The sequence below is a fragment of the Streptomyces poonensis genome (assembly GCF_014650915.1).
Taxonomy (GTDB): Bacteria; Actinomycetota; Actinomycetes; order Streptomycetales; family Streptomycetaceae; genus Streptomyces; species Streptomyces poonensis.
Window position 1 is genome coordinate 336,139 of record NZ_BMVW01000001.1, and the last position, 22,141, is coordinate 358,279.

A 22,141-nucleotide genomic window follows, 5' to 3' on the forward strand; every position below is an offset into this window, starting at 1 on the left:
ATGGGGACTCCCCCCTTAAGGAGGTGAATCCTCTGCACGGCCCAACGCGGGCCGTAGTACTACGTATGCGGTTTGCTGCTAGCTCGCCAGGCGGCGGGCGGCGTCCTCGAGGCGGTCCGCGAGGGAGCCGTTGATGACCTCGTCACCGACCTGCACCCGGATGCCGCCGACGACCTCGGGGTCCACGTCGAGGTTGAGGTGCATCGCGCGGCCGTAGAGCTTCGCCAGGGCGGCGCCGAGGCGCTGCCGCTGTGTGTCGCTCAGCGGGACCGCCGACGTGACGACGGCGACCATGCGGTTCCGGCGCTCGGCGGCGAGCTTGGAGAGGGACTCGAGTCCCGATTCCAGGCTACGTCCCCGGGGTGCGGTCACAAGGCGCGTCACCAGACGCTCGGTCGTGGCGTTCGCACGGCCGCCGAGCAGGCTGCGCAGCAGCTCCGTCTTGGCGGTGCCGCTCGCGGAGCGGTTGGTCAGCGCGGCCCGCAGCTCCGTGTTGGAGGAGATGATCCGGCCGAACCGGAACAGCTCGTCCTCCACGTCGTCGAGCGCGTTCGCCCGCTGGGCCGCCGTGAAGTCGGCCGTGTCGGCCAGCTCCTCCAGGGCGTCCACCAGGTCGCGCGGCTGCGACCAGCGGCTGCGCACCATGCCGGTCACCAGGTCGGCGGCGGGGCCGCTGACCTGTCCGCCGAGCAGGCGCTGGGCCAGTTCGGCCTTGGCCTCACCGGCCTGCGCCGGGTCGGTGAGGACCCGACGCAAGCTGACCTCGCGGTCGAGCAGCGCGGTGACGGCGGCCAGCTCGTCGGCGAGCGCGGCGGCGTCGACCGAGGTGCTGTCGGTCAGCGCGTCCAGGCGCTCACGTGCGGCCGTCAGGGCCTCGCGGCTCGCTCCGTTCATCGCGTGGCCTCGGCCTTCTCCTCGAGCTCGTCGAGGAAGCGGTCGATCACACGGCTCTGCCGGGCGTGGTCCTCGAGGGACTCACCGACGAGCTTGCCGGCCAGGTCGGTGGCGAGCTTGCCGACGTCCTGCCGGAGCGAGGAAGCCGCGGCCTTGCGGTCGGCCTCGATCTGGGCGTGACCGGCGGCGACGATCTCCTCGCGCTGCCGCTGGCCTTCCGCACGCATCTCGGCGATGAGCTGGGCACCCTGCTCCTGCGCCTCCTGGCGCAGACGCGCGGCCTCGTGCCGGGCCTCGGCGAGCTGAGCCTTGTACTGCTCGAGCACGCTCTGGGCCTCGACCTTCATGGCGTCGGCCTCTTCGATACCGCCTTCGATCGCCGCGCGGCGCTCGTCCAGAACCTTGTTGATGTTCGGGAGGAGCTTCTTCCAGAAGACGAAGAAGACGATGGCGAAGGCGACAGCGCCGACGAGCAGCTCGGGGCCCGGCGGGATGAGCGGGTTCTGCTCTTCCTCGGCCGCCAGCTGAACCAGGTTGGCGATCACATCAGTGCCTTCCGTTGAAAGGTTTGCTCGTCAGGGTTCGTCAGTTGTAGACGAACGGCATGACGATGCCGATGAGGGCGAGCGCCTCACAGAAGGCGAAGCCGAGGATCTGGTTGGCACGGATCAGACCTGCGGCCTCGGGCTGGCGGGCCAGAGCCTGGGTACCGTTGCCGAAGATGATGCCGACGCCGACGCCCGGGCCGATGGCGGCGAGGCCGTAGCCGATGGAACCGATGTTGCCTTCGACGGCGGCGAGGGTCTCAAGGGCAGCCATGCTGATTCTTCCTTCTCTTTCATGGACCGGCGGGGGTTGGCCACCGGACGTTCTGGGGGCTTGGGGCGGCGCGGCTCAGTGGTGCTCGGCGAGAGCGCCCTGGATGTACGAGCAGGCGAGCAGCACGAAGACGTACGCCTGGACGGCCTGCACGAAAAGCTCGAAGAGGATCATGACGATGGTCATGATGAAGGAGACGCCGGCCGCCGGGATCATGTAGCTGTTCAGCAGGTACCACGAGGCGACGGTGAACATGACCAGCATCAGGTGGCCGGCGAACATGTTGGCGAACAGTCGGACCGCGTGGGTGAAGGGGCGGACCAGCAGGTTCGAGAAGAACTCGATGACCACCACGAGCGGCAGCACCGCGCCCAGCGACTTGTCGTAGCCGGTGACGTTCTTGAAGAAGCCGACGAAGCCGTGTCGCTTGAAGGTCAGCCCGACCCAGACGACCCAGACGATGGCCGCGAGGACCGCCGGGTAGGCGATGATCGACGACACCGGGAACTGGGCCAGCGGGATCACGGACCAGATGTTCATGATCCAGATGAAGAAGAAGAGCGAGACCATCAGGGGGACGTACTTCTCGCCCTCCTTCTTGCCGAGGGTCTCGTAGACGATGCTGCGGCGGACGAAGTCGTAACCGGCCTCGGCGACCATCTGCAGCTTGCCGGGGACCACCTTGGCCTTGCCGAAGGCGGCGTAGAAGAAGGTGATGACCAGCAGGGTGGTGATGAGCGCGAGCAGCATCACCTTGTTGAACTCGAAGCCGCCGACCGTGGCGATCGGCTTGAAGAGGAACGAGTGCAGGCCCGGAGCCGGGAAGCCACAGCCGTTGTCGGACAGGATGCGGCAATCCCAGTCGAAGGCGAGCTGGGTCATGTCAGCACTCACCGCGGGCTCCTTCGGCGTGACGCATAGGTTCGGCAACCTCGTTGTGTCGGCGCGGCGCGCAGCCGCGGGTCGGCACCGGACTGGTGTTTCGGATGTGGTGGCGGCCGGGGGGCTTCGAGCCTCGCGATCGAGCAGGCGTCAGCTCAGATGCCCGCGCCCGCGATGCCGCAGTTGGCACCGGACGATAGCAGGACTTCTGACACGCACTTATCCCGGCCCTACCTCTCACGACGAGTGCCCCGACTTTTCGGGCTTGCCGCCCGTGGAGGAATCGGGTTCGACGTAGAGGATCTTGGCCTTCATATGGGCACGCGTCTGAGCGGCGATCCACGCGAGAGTGGTGGCGACGAGCGTGATCGCGAAGACCTTGGGATGGAACAGCGTGGTGTCCTTGAACACGCTCAGGAAGACGAACAGCAGCAGGATCTGTGCCGCGTAGAGCATCAGCCCCATCATCTGGAACAGATGCGGAAGCGATTTGGCAGTGCGCTGCAGGACATAGAGCCCGATCCCCATGAAGAGGATCGTGACCACCGCCGCCACGATGGCACCGATCACCCCCTTGCCGCCCGCGACCACACCACCGACAACGGCGGCGATCGCGCCGACGGCAGCCGTGGGCACGGCAGCCTGAAGCAGGATCCGGACGTCGTTGGACGGCATGGCGGCAACTCCGCTTTTTCACAGGGGGCAGGGTGTCGTCATGGACGAGCGTAGTCCCGGGCGAGAGAGATTCCCCTCCGGCTCTGGACCGTCTCACTGCGGTCCTTCGGCTCCATCCCGGGGTCTCGTGAACCGTATCACAAACTATTTGATGAGGTCTTTACCTGGCTGGTGTGCCCGGCGTCACACATGAGAGTGACCCTGCACGTCTGCGCTGAAACGGCGCCCACTTGTCTGGTATTGGGGCACTTTGCGCTCCCCGCGCCGGGTCAAGCATTAGTCAGATTCTTACCTTGGCGTCATCGCGACGACCCCGCCTTGCGCCGGTCCAGGGCCCGAGAACGGCCCCCCACGGCGGTCGCGCCATTGACGCGCGAGACGCCCGCGGCGACCGGGGTACGCGTCTCCGGCTGCCGCGGCTCGTCGTCCGCCGCACCCATCCCGTACGCCGCGGACGACGCGCCCGGAGCCGACAGGAGGTCGGTCTCCTCGCCGCGACGGCGCCGGCGGCGGTACCGCGGCGGCACGAACCGCTCGGCCCAGCGCGGGGCCCGCGGCGTGAAGCGGGGCAGCAGGAGCAGCACCAGGCCCACCGCGCTGAGCGCGACGACGCCGAGCACGATCCACATGGACGCCGAGTGCACCGAGTACGCGAGCGCGCCGAAGCCGATCAGCGCCGACCAGAAGTACATGATCAGCACGGCCCGGCTGTGCGAGTGCCCGATCTCCAGCAGGCGGTGGTGCAGGTGGCCCCGGTCGGCGGCGAACGGGGACTGGCCGCGCCAGGTGCGCCGGACGATCGCGAGGATCAGGTCGGCCGCGGGGATCGCGATGATCGTCAGCGGCATCAGCAGCGGGATGTAGACGGGCACCATCTGGTGCACGGCTTCCTTCTCGGACCCGGCGAACAGGCTCATCGCGTCGGGGTCGATCTGCCCGGTCACGGAGATCGCGCCCGCCGCCAGCACCAGGCCGATCAGCATCGACCCGGAGTCGCCCATGAAGATGCGGGCGGGATGCATGTTGTGCGGCAGGAAGCCCAGGCACATGCCCATCAGGACGGCGGCGAAGAGGGTGGCCGGGGCCGCGGCCTCGATGCTGTGGCCGTACCACATGCGGTAGGCGTACATGAAGAACGCCGCGGCCGCGATGCACACCATGCCGGCGGCCAGGCCGTCGAGGCCGTCCACGAAGTTGACCGCGTTGATCGTGATGACGACGAGCGCCACCGTCAGCAGGGTGCCCTGCCACTGGGTCACCGCGACGTTGCCGACGCCCGGGATGGGCAGCCACAGGATCGTCAGGCCCTGCATGACCATGACGCCCGCGGCGATCATCTGGCCGCCGAGCTTGATCAGCGCGTCGATCTCGAACTTGTCGTCCAGCACGCCGATGAGCCAGATCAGCGCGGCCCCGGAGAGCAGGGCGCGCGGCTCGTTGCTCTCGTACACCTCGCTGAGGTTGGTCAGGTGGTCGGCGACCAGCAGGCCCGCGCACAGACCGAAGAACATCGCGATGCCGCCGAGCCGCGGCGTCGGTTCCCGGTGGACGTCGCGCGCACGGATCTCCGGCATCGCGCCTGCCACGATCGCGAACTTTCGTACCGGCCCTGTCAGCAGATACGTCACCGCGGCCGTGATGCAGAGCGTCAGCAGGTATTCACGCACGGGCTTCCCCACAGGTCTCGCTGGCCTTATCAGTCCCACACCCTAGCGAGGCACGCATATGGTTGGGGACTTCCGGGTAGCGACGATGGTTGCACGCGTAGCTGTAACTGGTGGTGCGTCTACCCTGGCTCAGCAGGGATACGGCGGAAATCTTCCGGCCAGTTCCCGCACTTCCTCACGCACCGTACCGGCGTCCGTACGCTCGCTGAGCACCGCCGCGAACAGGGCCGCGACCCGCACCATCTCCACCTCCTTCATGCCCTGGGTGGTCAATGCCGCCGTACCCAGTCTCAGCCCGCGGGCGTCGCCGTGAGGCAGGACACAGGTGTCGAGGACCATCCCGGCGGCGGCCAGGCGCCCCCGTGCGGCCCGTCCCTCGACGCCGAGCGGCGTGGGGTCGACGACCACCAGATGGGTGTCGGTGCCGCCGGTGGTGACCGTGAGTCCGGCGGCGGCCAGCTCGCCGGCGAGCATCCGGGCGTTGGCGACGACCTGCTGGGCGTACGTTCTGAAGCCCGGTGTCGCCGCCTCGCCGAACGCCACGGCCTTGGCGGCGATGGTGTGCATCTGCGCGCCGCCCTGGGTGAACGGGAAGACCGCGCGGTCGACGCGCTCGGCCAGCTCGCCGCCGCACAGGATCATCCCGCCGCGGGGTCCGCGCAGCACCTTGTGCGTGGTGGCGCAGACGACGTCGGCGTACGGCACCGGGGAGGGCGCCGCTCCCCCGGCGACGAGGCCCATGGGATGGGCGGCGTCGGCGATCAGATACGCCCCCACCTCGTCGGCGACGGAACGGAAGAAGGCGTAGTCGATGTGGCGCGGATAGGCGATGGACCCGCACACGATCGCCTTCGGGCGGTGGGTACGGGCCAGGGTGCGCACCTGCTCGTGGTCGATGAGCCCCGAGTCCGCCTCGACCCCGTAGCCGACGAAGTCGAACCAGCGCCCGGAGAAGTTCGCGGGCGAACCGTGGGTGAGGTGCCCGCCGAACGGCAGGCCCATGGCCAGCACGGTGTCACCGGGCCGCAGCAGCGCCGCGTACGCGGCGAGCACCGCCGAGGAACCCGAGTGCGACTGCACATTGGCGTGCTCGGCGCCGAAGAGCCGCCGGGCCCGGTCGACGGCGAGGGACTCGGCCACGTCCACGAACTCGCATCCGCCGTGGTACCGGGCGCCCGGATAACCCTCGGCGTACTTGTTGGCGAACGGCGAGCCCAGTGCGGCGAGCACGGCCGGGGAGGTGAAGTTCTCGGCGGCGATGAGCTGGAGCGTCGTCGACTGCCGGGCCAGCTCCCCGAGCAGGACCTCGGCGAGCTCGGGATCCTGGCGGCACAGGAGGTCCGCTTCGAGGGTGGATGTGACCGACATGGTGGGCTCCGGGCGTCGGCGGGGGCGCTACGACCAATGTAGGACCGTGGCCCGTGGCCCGCCCGGTGATCGGGCCCGCCCGGTGGTGGGGCGCTCCCCGGCCGCCGGTTCCGCCCGTGGTCAGGTGCGCGCGGGCACGCCCGTCAGCGCCGTCACGACGGGATCCAGCGCCTGGTGTATCTCGTCGCCGATCGACCGGAAGAACGGCAGGGGCGCCCCGTACGGGTCGTACACCTCGTCGGCGTCCGCCGTCGGTGCCAGCAGCCAGCCGCGGAGCGCCGCCGCGGCGCGCACCAGCGCCCGCGCGCGCATGACCAGGCCGTCCTCCAGCGGGGGCAGCGTCGCCGGGTCGATGGCGTTCACCAGGCGGGTGAACTCCTTGAGGGTGAAGGTACGCAGACCCGCCGAGTGCCCCATGGAGATGACCTGGGCCCGGTGGTCGCGGGTGGCGGTGAGGACCAGGTCGGCCATGATGACGTGCTCGTCCAGCAGCTCGCGGCCCACGAAGCCGGAGGAGTCCGCGCCGAAGTCCGCGAGGACCGCCTCGGCGTTCTCCTCCATGGGGGCGCCCTCATGGCCCCAGGTGCCGGCGCTCTCGACGATGAGGCCGCCGCCCAGGATGCCGAGCCGCTCCGCCACGAAATGGCGGGTCAGCCGCTCGGTTATGGGCGAGCGGCACACATTGCCGGTGCTGACGTGGAGTATGCGGAAGGTGTCACGCGGAAAGCCGAAGGTGGTCGTCTCTTCCCCGATGCCGCCTATGCCACGCCCCGTCGCTCCAGGGCCTGTCAATTCGCCACCTCGAGGTCGGGCACCACCTTGCGGAGCTCGTCCGCGTCGAGCGCGCCCGCGCGCAGCAGTACCGGCACCTTGCCCGTGACGTCGACGATGGACGACGGCACGATGCCGGGCGTCGGCCCGCCGTCCAGGTAGACGGAGACGGAGTCGCCGAGCATGTTCTGCGCGGCGTCGCAGTCCTCGGGGGCGGGGTGGCCCGTGAGGTTGGCGGACGACACCGCCATGGGGCCGACCTCGGTCAGCAGCTCGATCGCGACCGGGTGCAGCGGCATGCGCACCGCGACCGTGCCGCGGGTGTCGCCGAGGTCCCACTGGAGCGACGGCTGGTGCCTGGCGACGAGGGTCAGCGCGCCCGGCCAGAAGGCGTCGACGAGCTCCCAGGCCTGCTCGGAGAAGTCCGTGACGAGGCCGTGCAGGGTGTTCGGGGAGCCGATCAGCACGGGCGAGGGCATGTTGCGGCCCCGTCCCTTGGCCTCCAGCAGGTCGCCCACGGCCTCCGAGCTGAACGCGTCCGCGCCGATGCCGTACACGGTGTCGGTGGGCAGCACCACCAGCTCGCCGCGGCGGACGGCGGACGCGGCCTCGCGCAGACCGGTCGCGCGGTCGGTGGCGTCGTTGGTGTCGTAGCGCCGTGCCATCTAGCGTGCCTCCTCGTACCCCGGGCACGCGTCGTACCCGTCGCTCTGGTTGCAGGTCTGGAACTGGAACATCCGCGGTCTCACGGCAGTGCCTTGCGCGCCGTCGCGAACCGCGGCCGGTTGTTGAGGTCGGGGTGGTCGGCCGCGTCGGCCCAGCCCCGCTCCTCGGTGAAGATCCACGGCACCTGGCCGCCCTGGGTGTCGGCGTGCTCGACGACGACGACCCCGCCGGGCCGCAGCAGCCGGTGCGCGGTGCGCTCCAGGCCGCGGATCAGGTCGAGGCCGTCCTCCCCGGAGAACAGGGCCAGCTCCGGGTCGTGGTCGCGCGCCTCGGGGGCGACGTACTCCCACTCGGTGAGCGGGATGTACGGCGGATTGGAGATGACCAGGTCGACCTGGCCGTCGAGGTCCGGGAAGGCCGTCAGGGCGTCGCCCTGCCGCAGATCCACCCTGCTGCCCGCCATGTTCTTGCGGGTCCACACCAGCGCGTCCTCCGACAGCTCCACGGCGTGCACGCGCGAGCGCGGCACCTCCTGGGCCAGGGCGAGCGCGATGGCGCCGGAGCCGGTGCACAGGTCGACGATGAGCGGCTCGACGACGTCCATGGCCCGTACGGCGTCTATGGCCCAGCCGACGACCGACTCGGTCTCCGGCCGCGGCACGAACACACCCGGCCCCACCTGGAGCTCCAGATAGCGGAAGTACGCCCGCCCGGTGATGTGCTGGAGCGGCTCGCGGGCCTCGCGGCGCGCGACGACCTCCCAGTACCGGGCGTCGAAGTCCGCGTCCTTGACCATGTGCAGCTGGCCGCGCTTGACGCCGTGCACGAAGGCCGCGAGCTCCTCCGCGTCGGTGCGCGGCGAGGGCACGCCGGCGTCGGCCAGCCGCTGGGTGGCCTGGGCCACTTCCGCGAGCAGCACGCTGCGGGGGTTTGGGGGACGCTCCCCAAATGATGGCTGCACGCTGGTCCTCCGGGGCTGAGCTGGTGTCTCGTCGTACGGCTTGAGTCTCGTCGTCGTACGGCTGCCGACGTCCTCGTACGGCGCCGAGGGCGCGTTTACGCGGCGGCGAGCTTGGCGGCCGAGTCCGCGTCGACGCACGCCTGGATGACCGCGTCGAGCTCGCCGTCGAGCACCTGGTCCAGGTTGTACGCCTTGAAGCCGACGCGGTGGTCCGAGATGCGGTTCTCGGGGAAGTTGTACGTACGGATCTTCTCGGAGCGGTCGACGGTGCGGACCTGGCTGCGCCGGGCGTCCGCGGCCTCCCTCTCCGCCTCCTCCTGCGCCGCCGCGAGCAGCCTGGAGCGCAGGATACGCAGTGCCTGCTCCTTGTTCTGGAGCTGGCTCTTCTCGTTCTGGCAGGAGGCGACGACGCCGGTCGGCAGGTGGGTGATACGGACGGCGGAGTCGGTGGTGTTCACGGACTGGCCGCCGGGGCCGGACGAACGGTAGACGTCGATGCGCAGGTCGTTCGGGTTGATCTCCACGTCGACCTCCTCGGCCTCCGGGGTGACCAGCACACCGGCGGCGGAGGTGTGGATGCGGCCCTGCGACTCGGTGGCGGGCACGCGCTGCACGCGGTGCACCCCGCCCTCGTACTTCAGCCGGGCCCACACGCCCTGGCCGGGCTCGGTCGCGCCCTGGCCGCCCTTGGTCTTCACCGCGACCTGGACGTCCTTGTAGCCGCCCAGCTCGGACTCGGTGGCGTCGATGATCTCGGTCTTCCAGCCGACGCGCTCGGCGTACCGCAGGTACATGCGCAGCAGGTCGCCGGCGAACAGCGCGGACTCGTCGCCGCCCGCACCGGCCTTGATCTCGAGGATGACGTCCTTGTCGTCGCTGGGGTCGCGCGGGACCAGCAGCAGACGGAGCTTCTCCGTGAGCTCCTCGCGCTGCTTCTCCAGCTCCTTGACCTCGGCGGCGAAGTCGGGGTCGTCGGCGGCGAACTCGCGGGCCGTCTCGATGTCGTCGCCGGTCTGCTTCCAGGAGCGGTACGTGGCGACGATCGGGGTCAGCTCGGCGTAGCGCTTGTTCAGCTTGCGCGCGTTGGCCTGGTCCGCGTGGACCGACGGATCGGCGAGCTTCTTCTCGAGATCGGCGTGTTCACCGATCAGTTCCTCGACCGCCTCGAACATCTCCGGCTCCCTGGGCTGTCCCCCGCTCCCGTCACGATGCCGGGGACGGAACTGGGGACGAAACTACGTACGACAGATGAATTGGGCTGTACCACCGCAAAACGCCGGTCCCGGCGCCCGCCCCGCCGCGCGTCGCGCACGGCGGGTGAAGGGCGCCGAGGACCGGCGCTGTGGGCTCGCTACTTCTTGGCAGCGGCAGCCTTGCCGAAGCGGGCCTCGAAGCGGGCCACGCGGCCACCGGTGTCGAGGATCTTCTGCTTGCCCGTGTAGAACGGGTGGCACTCGGAGCAGACCTCGGCACGGATGGTGCCGCTGGAGATCGTGCTACGGGTGGTGAACGACGCGCCACAGGTGCAGCTGACCTGCGTCTCGACGTACTCGGGGTGAATGTCGCGCTTCAAGGTGTCTCCTAGTTTCGGGAGGGCGCCGGGTCGCAGCCGCGGGATGCGGGAACGTGAACCGGAGCCGACGTACCAGTCTGCCAGTTCTGGCCGCATCCCCCAAAACCGGGGGGCTCGGCGATCTATTCCCCGGGTGCCGCGCCCAGGCGCTCGCCCGGATCGTGCCCGCGGCCCCGGTCGCCCTTCCGGTCCCCGGCCCTCCCCGGGGTCAGCCCGGAGTGACCACTCCGTCCGCGTCGCCCTCGGCCGTGCCCTCCGTCGCCGACCTGGGGATCGCCCGGTCGGCCCTGAGGGCGTCCCAGACCTGCCGGGCCTTGTCCTCGGCGACCAGGACGCGGTTGGGATCGGCCGGGTCGGCGTGGACCGGCATCGTCACCATGCTCAGATCCGCGGGGCCGATGCCCTTCAGGCCGTCCGCGAAGGTCGCCAGGTTCCGTACCGAGCCCAGCTCGGAGTCGGTGGTGACGGCCCTGGTGGCGGTGTCGGCGAGGTCGTACAGCTTCTTCGGGCTGGTGAGTACGCCGAGGTCCGCGACCTGGTCGACCAGGGCCCTGACGAACGCCTGCTGGAGCTGGATGCGGCCGAGGTCGGAGCCGTCGCCGACGCCGTGCCGGGTGCGGACGAGGCCGAGGGCCTGCGCGCCGTCGAGGGTGTGCTCGCCCGCCGCCAGATCCAGGTGGCTGTCGGCGTCGTCTATGTCCTCCGTCGTGGTGATCCGCACCCCGCCCAGCTCGTCGACGAGCTTCTCGAAGCCGGCGAAGTCGACCTCCATGTAGTGGTCCATCCTGATGCCGGTCATCGACTCGACGGTCTTCACCGCGCAGGCCGCGCCGCCGGTGGCGAAGGCCGAGTTGAACATGGCGTCGTCGGCGGGCGGGTGGGTCCTGCCGTCGGCTCCCGTGCACTCGGGACGGTCCACAAGGGTGTCACGGGGGATGGAGACCACGGCGGCCCTCCCGCGCCCCTCGTACATGTGCACGATCATCGCCGTGTCGGAGCGGGCGGTGCCGTTGTCCGTACCGCCGCCCAGCTTCTTGTTGCCGCCTGAACGGCTGTCCGAGCCGAGGACGAGGATGTCCTCCGAGCCGTTGTCGACGTCCTGCGGGCGGTCACCGCCGAGGAGGGAGTTGATGTCGATGCTTCTGAGGTTGCCGTTGAGCTTGAAGTACAGATAGCCGACGCCCGAGCCGCCGAGCACCGCGATACCGACGGCGGCCCAGACGGCGACCAGCAGCGCCTTGCGCCGCACGCTCCGGGACCCGCGGCGGCGGTCCTCGGCGCGGTCGCGCGGGCTCGTGGTGCCGGTCTCCCCCGGGCTGCCGGGGTCCGGCCTGCTCTCGGCGGACATGTGCTCCTCGGTGGTCCTCTACGCGGGTCGGCTACCCCCTCACGTCGGGCTGAGGCTCGGTTCCTTCCATGTTCCTCCCATGTTCCTCCGTACGCCGGAGCGAGGAACCCCTCGTGGGGGTGGTTCCGCGCCCGCCTGTCCCCCTACATGGCTGTGGCCGCCTCCGAACGGAGGCGGCCACAGCCATGTGATCAAGGGGCGCGGGGAACTGCGCGACAAGCCACAGCCAACCCGCGGCGAACGTACGACTACAGCGATCTACACCCTGTAGTCCCCCACAACCCGGCGGAGCGCTCAGTCCCCGTTGCCGGGCGCCGGCGTCGTCTTCTGGATCTGCATCAGGAACTCGACGTTCGACTTGGTCTGCTTCATCTTGTCGAGGAGCAGCTCGATCGCCTGCTGCTGGTCCAGCGCGTGCAGCACCCGGCGCAGCTTCCAGACGATGGCCAGCTCCTCGTTGCCGAGCAGGATCTCTTCCTTACGGGTACCGGACGCATCGACGTCCACCGCCGGGAAGATGCGCTTGTCGGCGAGCTTCCGGTCGAGCTTGAGCTCCATGTTGCCGGTGCCCTTGAACTCCTCGAAGATCACCTCGTCCATGCGGGACCCGGTGTCCACCAGGGCGGTGGCGAGGATGGTCAGCGAGCCGCCGTCCTCGATGTTGCGGGCCGCGCCGAAGAAGCGCTTCGGGGGGTAGAGGGCCGTCGAGTCGACACCACCGGACAGGATGCGGCCGGAGGCCGGGGCGGCGAGGTTGTACGCACGGCCCAGACGCGTGATCGAGTCGAGCAGCACGACCACGTCGTGACCCAGCTCCACCAGGCGCTTGGCGCGCTCGATGGCCAGCTCGGCGACCGTGGTGTGGTCCTCGGCCGGACGGTCGAAGGTCGAGGAGATGACCTCGCCCTTGACCGACCGCTGCATGTCGGTGACCTCTTCCGGACGCTCGTCGACGAGGACGACCATCAGGTGGCACTCGGGGTTGTTGTGCGTGATCGCGTTGGCGATCGCCTGCATGATCATGGTCTTGCCGGTCTTCGGCGGGGCCACGATCAGACCGCGCTGGCCCTTACCGATCGGCGACACGAGGTCGATGATGCGGGTGGTCAGCACGCCCGGGTCGGTCTCCAGACGGAGCCGGTCCTGCGGGTACAGCGGCGTCAGCTTGTTGAACTCCGGGCGGCCGCGGCCGTGTTCGGGCGCCATGCCGTTGACGGAGTCCAGGCGCACCAGCGCGTTGAACTTCTCGCGCCGCTCGCCTTCCTTCGGCTGGCGGACGGCACCGGTGACGTGGTCGCCCTTGCGCAGGCCGTTCTTGCGGACCTGGGCGAGGGAGACGTACACGTCGTTCGGACCGGGGAGGTAGCCCGACGTACGGATGAAGGCGTAGTTGTCGAGGATGTCGAGGATGCCCGCGACCGGGATCAGGACGTCGTCCTCGGCGAGCTGCGGCTCGGCGACATCGTCGCGGCCACGGCGGCCACGGCGGTCGCGGTAGCGCCCGCGACGGCCACGGCGGCCGCCGCCGTCGTCGTCGTACCCGTCGTCCTGACGGTCCTGACGGTCCTGCCGGCTGCTCTGCTGCTGACCGCGCTGCTGGCCGCCCTGCTGGTCGTCGCCCTTGCCGCGGCGGTCGCCACGGTCGCGGTCGCGGTCGCCACGGTCGCGGTCGCGGTCACCACGGTCGCGGTCACGGCCGCGCTCACGGCGGTCCCGGCGGCCCTGACGGCCCTCGCCGCCCTGGTCGCCGTCGCCCTGCGCCTGCTGGCCCTGGGCCGGGGTCTCGGCCTTCGGCTCGTTCCTGGCCTCGTCGGCGACGGTCTCGGGGCTGCCGGCCTCGGCGGTGGCCCGGCGACGGCGGCGCTCGGTGGGCGCGTCGTCCGTGCTGGGGGAAGGCTGACCGGGGATCTCGATCTGCTGCTGGGCCGCGCCGGCGTCCGCGGTCGCGGCGGAGGCGTCCGTCCGCTCGGCTGCCTTCGCGGTCTTCTTCTCGGCCTTGTCGGCGGCCTCGGACTTGGCGGCAGCGGCGTCGTCGCCCGTACGGGTCCGGGAGGTGGCGCGGCGCTTCGGCTTGGTCTCGGCGGCGTCCTTGGCGGCGGCCGCGGTCTTCGCGGCGGGGGTGCCCCCTCCGGCCTGCGCCTCCTTGATGACCTCGATCAGCTGGCTCTTGCGCATACGCGCGGTACCCCTGATACCGAGGCCGGATGCGACCTGCTGCAGTTCGGCCAGCACCATGCCCTCGAGGCCGGTACCGCGGCGACGCCGGGAGCCGGCACCGGTGGCAGGCGCGGAGGCGTCCGTGGCGGGCGCGGCAGCGGTGTCGTCGACACGTGCGCCCATCAGATCGGTGGTGTCGCTCACGAAGGGTCCTTCCCTGGAGCGGACGTCGGCCTGTCTGGCTCGGCGACCGGTTGTGCTGTCCGGCTTCGGTCCTTGCTGTGTGGACCGTGCCGGGGCGGTGGTCCGCCAAAGCGGCGGAAGAGATTTCTGGTGATACGGCGCTTCCCCGGGCCGTGGCACTGAGTGTCGGTGTCACTCGGCTGGGTCACGCCGGTTCCGGAGCATTGCTCGGCAGACCGCTCAGCGCCTGCGTACGGCGTACTGCGTGACGTACGAAACACAGTGCGGCTTGGGAGGCTCCCGGAAGAATGGTTGTCCCGGACGGGGACACGAAGCACCTCGCCATGGCGGGGTCGGGTGCAGACTTGAGGTTAACACTACCGGATCCAACAAACATTCCCCCTCTCCAAATCCGGCAACCGTGTCAGGTGGCGAGCGGCAGGACGCTCGCTCCCCGTGCGTCGAGTTCCAGCCGGTTGGCGGCCCAGCCCTCGCCCGCGAGGTCGGCCACCTTGTCGGCGCTGTCGTCGTCGGCCAGTGCGAGGACGGTCGGTCCGGCACCGGAGATCACCGCGGGGATCCCGTCGGCCCGCAGCCGCTCGACCAGAGCGGCGCTGTCCGGCATGGCGGGCGCCCGGTACTCCTGGTGCAGCCGGTCCTCGGTGGCGGGCAGCAGCAGCTCGGGGCGCCGGGTGAGGGCCTCGACGAGCAGGGCGGCACGGCCCGCGTTGGCGGCGGCGTCGACGTGCGGAACGGTGCGCGGCAGCAGTCCGCGGGCCTCTTCTGTCAGTACCGGCTTTCCGGGGACGAAAACCACCGGAACGATGGAATCGGCGGGATCCATCCTGATGGCCCGCGCGGCACCGCCCTCCATCCAGGAGAGGGTGAAGCCGCCCAGCAGACAGGCGGCGACGTTGTCGGGGTGTCCCTCGATCTCGGTGGCGAGCTCCAGCAGAGCGGCGTCGTCGAGCCGGGAGTCGCCGCCTATGGTCACCGCGCGCGCGGCGACGATGCCGGCGCAGATGGCGGCGGAGGAGGAACCGAGGCCGCGGCCGTGCGGAATGCGGTTGGCGCACACGATCTCGAGGCCGCGGGGCTGTCCGCCGAGCAGGTCGAACGCGGTACGCAGAGAGCGGACGAGCAGATGGCGCTCGTCCCGCGGGAGCGTCTCGCTGCCCTCGCCCGCGATGTCGATGTGCAGGCCGGAGTCGGCCACCCGGACGACGACGTCGTCGTAGAGGCCCAGCGACAGGCCGAGGGCGTCGAAGCCCGGGCCGAGGTTGGCGCTGGTGGCGGGGACGCGCACCCGGACGGCGGCGGCGCGGAACGCTGGACCGGCCATCGCTCGATGACTCTCCTTGAGCTGCGAGATTGTCGAAGACATTCGATACGTACGGGAAGACCCGAGGGCCGCTGTCGACGGGATCCGGAAATCACGAACGACGCACGGCACCGCGGCATATGCGGCGGGCGGGTTCAGTACAGCCTATCGAAGGAAGGTTCTGTGGCGACATAGGGCGCACAGGAGGCGCACGATGCGTGTCGTGAGCCCCCTGTGCCCCCTCTGTCGGGTGCCCTGCGGGGTTGTCCCTGCGCGAGGGGCGTCGTCGCACCAGGACAGGGCCGTCATCGCCGCTGTGTGCGGGACGTCCGCGCCCCCGTACGCGGAGCGCTCCGCGTACGGAACGCTCCCGCACAGGGGACGTTCGCGCCCTTGCACGCGGGGCGGGGGGGCTCCCGCCTGCACGTGGAGGCGTCGACGCCTGTACGTGGAGGCGTCCGCGCCTGCACGTGGAGGTGTCCGCTCCGCTACGCAGGGACGTTTCCGCGTCTGTCTGCGGCAATGTCCCGTCCTTCCTCCCCCTCTTCGGGGAGGCCAGGCGGCTTCCCGGGCCGGCCGGGCCGACGCTCAGGCCAGGCCGAGACGCTCGGCGGCCGTCGCGGCGTCGACCGGGACGGTGACCGGCTGGGGAGCGCCGGCGACGGCCCAGTCCGGGTCCTTCAGCCCATTGCCCGTGACCGTGCAGACGATCTTCTGCCCCGGATCCACCTTGCCGTTCTCGGCGGCCTTCAGCAGACCGGCGACCGACGCGGCGGACGCGGGCTCGACGAAGACGCCCTCCTGAGCGGCCAGCAGACGGTAGGCGCGCAGGATCTCACGGTCCGTCACCTCGTCGATGAAGCCGCCCGACTCGTCCCGCGCGGCCAGCGCGAACTGCCAGGAGGCGGGGTTGCCGATGCGGATCGCGGTCGCGATGGTGGACGGGTCCTTGACGACCTCGCCGCGCACGATCGGGGCGGAACCGGAGGCCTGGAAGCCCCACATACGAGGAGTACGAGTGGCGATCTTGTCGGCCGCGTACTCCTTGTAGCCCTTCCAGTAGGCCGTGATGTTGCCCGCGTTGCCCACCGGCAGGACGTGGATGTCGGGCGCGTCGCCCAGCATGTCCACGATCTCGAACGCGGCCGTCTTCTGGCCCTCGATGCGCACCGGGTTCACGGAATTGACCAGCGCGACCGGGTAGTTGTCGGACAGCGCACGGGCGAGGGTCAGGCAGTCGTCGAAGTTGCCGTCGACCTGCAGGATCTTCGCGCCGTGCACCAGCGCCTGGCCCATCTTGCCGAGCGCGATCTTGCCCTGCGGCACGAGTACGGCGGACACCATCCCGGCGCGCACCGCGTACGCGGCCGCGCTGGCGGACGTGTTACCGGTGGAGGCACAGATGACGGCCTTCGCGCCCTCTTCCTTGGCCCGGGTGATGGCCATGGTCATGCCGCGGTCCTTGAAGGACCCGGTCGGGTTCGCGCCCTCGACCTTGAGGTGGACCTCGCAGCCGGTGCGCTCGGAGAGCACCTGCGCGGGCACGAGCGGCGTACCGCCCTCGCGGAGCGTCACGACCGGCGTGGTGTCGGATACCGGCAGCCGGTCCCGGTACTCCTCGATGATTCCGCGCCACTGGTGGGTCATTGCTGGTTACTCTCCTTCAACCCGCATGATGCTGGCGACGCCCCGCACGGTGTCGAGGCTCCGCAGCGCCTCGACGGTCCCGCTGAGGGAGGCGTCGGACGCACGATGGGTGACGACGACGAGGGAGGCTTCCCCGTCCTTGCCCTGCTGTCGGACCGTATCGATGGAGACCCCGTGCTCGGCGAACACGGTGGCCACCTGGGCGAGAACGCCCGGTTTGTCGGCGACGTCGAGGCTGATGTGGTAACGCGTGACGGAGTCGCCCATCGGCGACACCGGCAGGGCGGCGTACGCGGACTCACCGGGTCCGGTCGCGCCGTTGAGCCGGTTGCGGCAGACGGCCACCAGGTCGCCGAGGACGGCGGAGGCGGTCGGGGCACCGCCCGCGCCCGGGCCGTAGAACATCAGCTGACCTGCGGCGTCCGACTCGACGAACACGGCGTTGTACGCGCCGCGCACGGAGGCGAGCGGGTGGCTCAGCGGAATCATCGCGGGGTGCACGCGCGCGGTGACGGAGGCGCCGTCCGCGGCCCGCTCGCAGATCGCGAGCAGCTTGATGGTGCAGCCCATCTCCTTGGCGGAGGCGAAGTCCGCGGCGGTCACCTCGGTCATGCCCTCGCGATACACGTCGTCGAGCCGTACGCGCGTGTGGAAGGCGATACCGGCGAGGATCGCGGCCTTGGCGGCGGCGTCGAAGCCCTCGACGTCGGCGGTCGGGTCGGCCTCGGCGTACCCGAGCGCGGTGGCCTCGTCGAGGGCCTCCTGGTACCCGGCGCCGGTCGAGTCCATCTTGTCGAGGATGAAGTTCGTCGTCCCGTTGACGATGCCCATCACCCGATTGATCTTGTCGCCGGCGAGGGACTCGCGCAGCGGCCGGATCAGCGGGATGGCACCGGCGACGGCGGCCTCGTAGTAGAGATCCGCGTCGTGGTCCTCCGCGGCGGCGTGGAGGGCGGCACCGTCCTGGGCGAGCAGCGCCTTGTTCGCGGAGACGACGGACGCGCCGTACTCGAACGCGGTGGTGATCAGGGTCCGGGCGGGCTCGATACCGCCGATGACCTCGACGACGACGTCGATGTCCCCACGCTTGACGAGAGCGGTCGCATCGGTGGTGACCAGCTCGGGGGCGATCCCCTCACGCACCTTGGACGGCCGGCGCACGGCGACACCGGCCAGCTCCACGGGGGCCCCGATTCTGGCGGCGAGGTCGTCGGCGTGCGTCGTCATGATGCGCGCCACCTCTGAGCCGACGACCCCACAGCCCAGCAGCGCCACCTTCAGCGGACGCGTACGCATCATCCGACCTCGTTTCCTCACATACACCGAATACGGTGGGACCAGTCTCACTCACCGGACCGGGGTTTTTTGCCCTCAGTCCGGATCCTGAGACGTTGATTTCATTACATCGACCGGGGAAGACCGGAGATCTTCCACCGGTCCGTGCCGGCTGACGACGTGCGACCGCTTCGCCGCGGCCGCCGCCGTCCTTCCCGCCCCCGGTCCTGGTTCTCCCCGTTCTCGTCCTTCTCGCCGCCGTCCTCCGCGTCCTCACCCGACGTCGAGACGCAGAAGGTCCTCCTCCGTCTCACGGCGGACGATGACGCGCGCCTCCCCGTCCTTCACGGCGACGACGGGCGGGCGGAGCACGTGGTTGTAGTTGCTGGCCATGGAGCGGCAGTACGCGCCGGTGGCCGGTACGGCGATCAGGTCCCCCGGCGCCAGGTCGGCGGGCAGGAACGCGTCCTTCACCACGATGTCACCGCTCTCGCAGTGCTTGCCGACGACCCGCACGAGCATCGGCTCGGCGTCGGACGCGCGCGATACCAGGGCGACGCTGTACTCGGCCTCGTACAGCGCGGTCCGGATGTTGTCGGACATGCCGCCGTCGACGGAGACGTACGTCCGCAGCCCGTCGAGCGGCTTGACGGTGCCGACCTCGTACAGCGTGAACGCGGTCGGCCCGACGACGGCGCGCCCGGGCTCGACGGAGATACGGGGGGTACGGAGCCTGGCGGCCTCGCACTCGCGCACGACGATCTCGGTCAGGGCCTTGGCGATCTCGTGCGGTTCACGGGGGTCGTCGTCACTGGTGTACGCGATCCCGAGCCCGCCACCGAGGTCGATCTCGGGCAGCTCGACACCGTGCTCGTCACGGATCTCCTTGAGCAGCCCGACGACCCGGTGCGCGGCCACCTCGAACCCGGACATGTCGAAGATCTGCGACCCGATGTGGGAGTGGATCCCGATGAGCTCGAGCCCGTCGAGCTGCAGCGCCCGCCGCACGGCCTCCGCCGCCTGCCCGCCGGCGAGCGGAATACCGAACTTCTGGTCCTCGTGCGCGGTGGCGATGAACTCGTGCGTGTGGGCCTCGACGCCGACGGTGATCCGGATCTGCACGCGCTGCCGCACACCGAGCTCCTGCGCGATGTGGGCGACACGCACGATCTCCTGGAACGAATCGAGCACGATCCGCCCGACCCCGGCCTCGATGGCACGCCGGATCTCGGTGGTGGACTTGTTGTTGCCGTGGAAGGCGATGCGGTCGGCGGGCATACCGGCAGAGAGCGCGGTGGCGAGCTCGCCGCCGGAGCAGACGTCGAGGTTGAGCCCTTCCTCGTGGAGCCACCGCACGACGGCCCGGGAGAGGAACGCCTTGCCGGCGTAGAACACGTCGGCGTCCTGCCCGAAGGCGCTGCGCCAGGCCCGCGCCCGCGCCCGGAAGTCGTCCTCGTCCATGACGTAGGCGGGGGTGCCGAACTCCTCGGCGAGCTGCTTGACGTCGACGCCGCCGACGGTCACGACCCCGTCGTCGTTGCGGCTGACGGTCTGGGCCCACACCTTCGCGTCGAGGGTGTTGAGGTCGGCGGGCGGCGCGGAGTAGTGCCCCTCGGGGAGGACGTCGGCGTGACGGGGCCCGGCGGGGTGTGCGGAACGGCTCATGGCGGTGATGGGCTCTCTCTGGCTCTTCTGCGGACTCTGGGCTGTGCGCTTCGGGCTCTACCGGCTCCGTGAGCTGCGGGCTCTGGGCTTCATGCTCTCGGCTCCGGGCTGTCAGAGGTGGTCGGGCGCGTCGATGCCGAGCAGGGACAGGCCGCCGGCCAGCACCGTCCCGGCGGCGTCGGCGAGCGCCAGCCGGGAACGGTGGGCGGCCGTGGGTTTCTCCTCGCCGCGCGGCAGCACGGTGTGCTGGAGGGCGAGCAGGGCGTCGGCCACGGTGACGAGGTGCCGGGCGAGCCGGTCGGGGGCGCGGTGGATGGCCGCGTGGGTGAGGGCCCGGGGGTAGTCGGCGAGGGCGATGACGAGGTCGGTGACCAGGTCGTCCGCATCCGGTACGGCTTCGGCGGCGGAACCGAAGCCGAGGTCTGCGGCGTTGCGGAGGAGGGCGCGGGAGCGGGCATGGGCGTAACGCACCCGGAAGAGCGGGTTGCTCGCGCGCTGCACGAGGTGGTCGGCCGTGATGCGGGGCCGGTCACGGCCGGCGGGATGCAGCAGGGCCCAGCGGGCGGCGTCGAGCCCGAGGGGGGCGGGATCCTCGGGCGCCGGAACGGGCCGCAGGGTGACGGGCTCCCCGTGCTCGTGCTGGACTTCGGCACGCCCGCCCTGACTGGCGACGATGCGCACGAGGGCATCGGCGACGACTTCGGCACGCACCTCATACGGAACGCACAGCCGCACGACCTGCCCGTCGAGCGCGCGGCTGTGCCCGTACCGCTCCCGCTCCGCGAGAACCTGCCGTACGACGGCGGCGGTGGCGGCGGCCTGGGCGTCGGCGAGGTGGATGTTGAGGAAGCCGGGCCCGGTGATCTCGACCTCGGCGACACCCTCGGTACGGCTCAGATGGGGCCGCAGTATCTCGGCGACCTGCAACGGGGGCCGCCCGGCCGGCCTGGCCAGCTGCAACGCGATGTTGGTGGCGTAGTCCCCGCACCCCCCGGGCCCCGGCGGCGTCACCACGGCCCGCTCGGGCACGACCACGCTCAGCTCCCCCTCGTCCACAGCACGACGCACCGCGCGCAGCACGGTGCGGGAGAGCTCGACGGGGGTCACGGAGACAAGCGTAGGGGAGGTGGGGGGTGGGTAGGCGAACCGGTTTTGCGGGTTCCCGAAATGTGGACGGGGAGGACGGGAGGGACGGCGCGGTGTGCGCAGCTGCACAGCGCCCCTCCCATCCGACAACGGCTGCGGCGAGCAACGGCTGCGGCGAGCGTGGACTCAACCGCCGTTGCGCCCGGCGGGCTCGGCGGACTCGCTACCGCCGACGCCCCCGAGGGACGTAGACGTACTGGAGGAACTGGACGTACTGGCGGTGACACCGAACGCACCGCGCTCACCGGACAAGCTGCCCTCGACTCCCGACGCACCCGACGCACCACGCTCGTCGAGGTCGAGGGAGGCACCACCATCCCCGACGGACGCATCGCCGCACGCGGACGTCCCGGCCGCCCGGCACCGCTGGATCAGCTCCCGCACCAGAGCGACCAGCTCGGCAGGCTCGAAGGGCTTGGCGAGGAAGGCGTCGACACCGACGTCGAGCCCCGTCTCGACCTCGTACTGACTGCACGCGCTGACGATGGCGAGGGGCAGATGTCTGGTCCGGGGATCACTCCGGAGCCGCGCGGCGGTACGCAGCCCGTCGAGCCGGGGCATGACGACGTCGAGGGTAATGACATCGGGTCGGAACTGATGAACCACATCCAGACACTCGACACCATCGGCCGCGGTCACGACCTCGAGCCCCTCCAGCTCGAGATTGACCCTGATCAGCTGCCGGATGACCTTGTTGTCGTCCACGACAAGGACCCGGCCAGACGCGCCTGGCACAACTTGAGAGTAGGTCGGCGCCCACCGCCGCGTCCGGGTTTTGCCCACTTCTCCCCCGTCCGTGGCCCCTCCCCCAGGTCAGCCCGCCGGCGGCCCGCCGACACCTCCTCCGCCGATCGCCCGGAAACCCGTTCATGACCTCCCCTCCGAAGCTGGTAGGGTTCTACCCGTCGCCGCGAACACCGCGAGCAACACGCCCCCGTAGCTCAGGGGATAGAGCAACGGCCTCCGGAGCCGTGTGCGCAGGTTCGAATCCTGCCGGGGGCACTTCAGCTGAAGTGCCAAAAGACCCCGTGACCAGCGAGTTCGCTGGATGCGGGGTCTTCGCGTATGTGCAGGCGGATGCCGCCGGAAGCAGCCGCTTGTCAGTGATCACGTTGTAATAGCG

Annotated in this window: 19 protein-coding genes, 1 tRNA gene and 1 pseudogene; 1 reads left to right on the top strand and 20 read right to left on the bottom strand. The window is 70.3% G+C overall.

Annotated features, from left to right (window positions below; genetic code table 11):
* Positions 1 to 78: 78 nt before the first annotated feature.
* The 20 genes and pseudogenes from IE242_RS01425 to IE242_RS37315 form a co-directional block, all read right to left on the bottom strand.
* Complete coding sequence (locus tag IE242_RS01425) at positions 79 to 894, bottom strand: F0F1 ATP synthase subunit delta (RefSeq protein WP_189854460.1); 816 nt, start codon at positions 892 to 894, stop codon at positions 79 to 81.
* Entirely contained in the window at positions 891 to 1,439 is a 549-nt protein-coding gene (locus IE242_RS01430; protein WP_189854462.1) for a F0F1 ATP synthase subunit B, read from the bottom strand. Before IE242_RS01430 ends, IE242_RS01425 begins: the two co-directional genes overlap by 4 nt.
* Before the next feature lie 40 nt (positions 1,440 to 1,479).
* Complete coding sequence (gene atpE, locus IE242_RS01435; protein ID WP_143636214.1) at positions 1,480 to 1,713, bottom strand: ATP synthase F0 subunit C; 234 nt, start codon at positions 1,711 to 1,713, stop codon at positions 1,480 to 1,482.
* A gap of 75 nt (positions 1,714 to 1,788) precedes the next feature.
* The gene (atpB, locus tag IE242_RS01440; RefSeq protein ID WP_506417241.1) at positions 1,789 to 2,607 is read right to left on the bottom strand and encodes a F0F1 ATP synthase subunit A; all 819 of its coding nucleotides are present in this window, start codon (positions 2,605 to 2,607) and stop codon (positions 1,789 to 1,791) included.
* A 225-nt stretch (positions 2,608 to 2,832) separates the two neighbouring features.
* A complete protein-coding gene (locus tag IE242_RS01445; RefSeq protein ID WP_189854464.1) occupies positions 2,833 to 3,270 on the bottom strand; it encodes a Cg1360 family ATP-synthase-associated protein in 438 nt (145 codons plus the stop codon).
* Between the two features lie 299 nt (positions 3,271 to 3,569).
* Positions 3,570 to 4,937 (bottom strand): MraY family glycosyltransferase, encoded by a 1,368-nt coding sequence (locus tag IE242_RS01450; RefSeq protein ID WP_189854467.1) that lies wholly within the window; start codon positions 4,935 to 4,937, stop codon positions 3,570 to 3,572.
* Between the two features lie 129 nt (positions 4,938 to 5,066).
* Positions 5,067 to 6,305, bottom strand: coding sequence for a serine hydroxymethyltransferase (glyA, locus tag IE242_RS01455; protein ID WP_189854469.1), 1,239 nt, complete (start codon positions 6,303 to 6,305; stop codon positions 5,067 to 5,069).
* Positions 6,306 to 6,425: 120 nt separating this feature from the next.
* Positions 6,426 to 7,097, bottom strand: coding sequence for an arsenate reductase/protein-tyrosine-phosphatase family protein (locus IE242_RS01460; RefSeq protein WP_189854471.1), 672 nt, complete (start codon positions 7,095 to 7,097; stop codon positions 6,426 to 6,428).
* On the bottom strand, positions 7,094 to 7,741 hold the full coding sequence (locus IE242_RS01465) for an L-threonylcarbamoyladenylate synthase (protein WP_189854473.1): 648 nt from the start codon (positions 7,739 to 7,741) through the stop codon (positions 7,094 to 7,096). Before IE242_RS01465 ends, IE242_RS01460 begins: the two co-directional genes overlap by 4 nt.
* An 80-nt stretch (positions 7,742 to 7,821) precedes the next feature.
* Positions 7,822 to 8,661 carry a peptide chain release factor N(5)-glutamine methyltransferase gene (gene prmC / locus IE242_RS01470; protein ID WP_189854476.1) on the bottom strand — a complete coding sequence of 280 codons (840 nt, stop codon included), beginning with the start codon at positions 8,659 to 8,661 and terminating at the stop codon, positions 7,822 to 7,824.
* A gap of 137 nt (positions 8,662 to 8,798) precedes the next feature.
* Complete coding sequence (prfA, locus tag IE242_RS01475; protein ID WP_189854478.1) at positions 8,799 to 9,875, bottom strand: peptide chain release factor 1; 1,077 nt, start codon at positions 9,873 to 9,875, stop codon at positions 8,799 to 8,801.
* 179 nt (positions 9,876 to 10,054) lie between these two features.
* Complete coding sequence (rpmE, locus tag IE242_RS01480; protein WP_030574381.1) at positions 10,055 to 10,276, bottom strand: 50S ribosomal protein L31; 222 nt, start codon at positions 10,274 to 10,276, stop codon at positions 10,055 to 10,057.
* Between the two features lie 208 nt (positions 10,277 to 10,484).
* The gene (locus tag IE242_RS01485; protein WP_189854480.1) at positions 10,485 to 11,624 is read right to left on the bottom strand and encodes an LCP family protein; all 1,140 of its coding nucleotides are present in this window, start codon (positions 11,622 to 11,624) and stop codon (positions 10,485 to 10,487) included.
* Between the two features lie 294 nt (positions 11,625 to 11,918).
* On the bottom strand, positions 11,919 to 13,985 hold the full coding sequence (gene rho / locus IE242_RS01490) for a transcription termination factor Rho (RefSeq protein WP_189854482.1): 2,067 nt from the start codon (positions 13,983 to 13,985) through the stop codon (positions 11,919 to 11,921).
* A 403-nt stretch (positions 13,986 to 14,388) separates the two neighbouring features.
* Positions 14,389 to 15,306 carry a homoserine kinase gene (gene thrB / locus IE242_RS01495; protein ID WP_189854484.1) on the bottom strand — a complete coding sequence of 306 codons (918 nt, stop codon included), beginning with the start codon at positions 15,304 to 15,306 and terminating at the stop codon, positions 14,389 to 14,391.
* A 567-nt stretch (positions 15,307 to 15,873) separates the two neighbouring features.
* Complete coding sequence (gene thrC / locus IE242_RS01500; RefSeq protein ID WP_189854486.1) at positions 15,874 to 16,932, bottom strand: threonine synthase; 1,059 nt, start codon at positions 16,930 to 16,932, stop codon at positions 15,874 to 15,876.
* A 6-nt stretch (positions 16,933 to 16,938) separates the two neighbouring features.
* Positions 16,939 to 18,231 (bottom strand): homoserine dehydrogenase, encoded by a 1,293-nt coding sequence (locus tag IE242_RS01505; protein WP_189854488.1) that lies wholly within the window; start codon positions 18,229 to 18,231, stop codon positions 16,939 to 16,941.
* 249 nt (positions 18,232 to 18,480) lie between these two features.
* Positions 18,481 to 19,872 (bottom strand): diaminopimelate decarboxylase, encoded by a 1,392-nt coding sequence (lysA, locus tag IE242_RS01510; protein ID WP_189854489.1) that lies wholly within the window; start codon positions 19,870 to 19,872, stop codon positions 18,481 to 18,483.
* 111 nt (positions 19,873 to 19,983) lie between these two features.
* Positions 19,984 to 20,979 (bottom strand): ArgS-related anticodon-binding protein NrtL, encoded by a 996-nt coding sequence (gene nrtL / locus IE242_RS01515; RefSeq protein WP_189854491.1) that lies wholly within the window; start codon positions 20,977 to 20,979, stop codon positions 19,984 to 19,986.
* A 395-nt stretch (positions 20,980 to 21,374) separates the two neighbouring features.
* Positions 21,375 to 21,753 (bottom strand): annotated as a pseudogene (locus IE242_RS37315) (response regulator); the annotation flags it as partial.
* Positions 21,754 to 21,948: 195 nt separating this feature from the next.
* Between IE242_RS37315 and IE242_RS01525 the strand changes: the two are divergent.
* Positions 21,949 to 22,020: transfer RNA gene (locus IE242_RS01525), tRNA-Arg, on the top strand.
* Positions 22,021 to 22,141 lie beyond the last annotated feature (121 nt).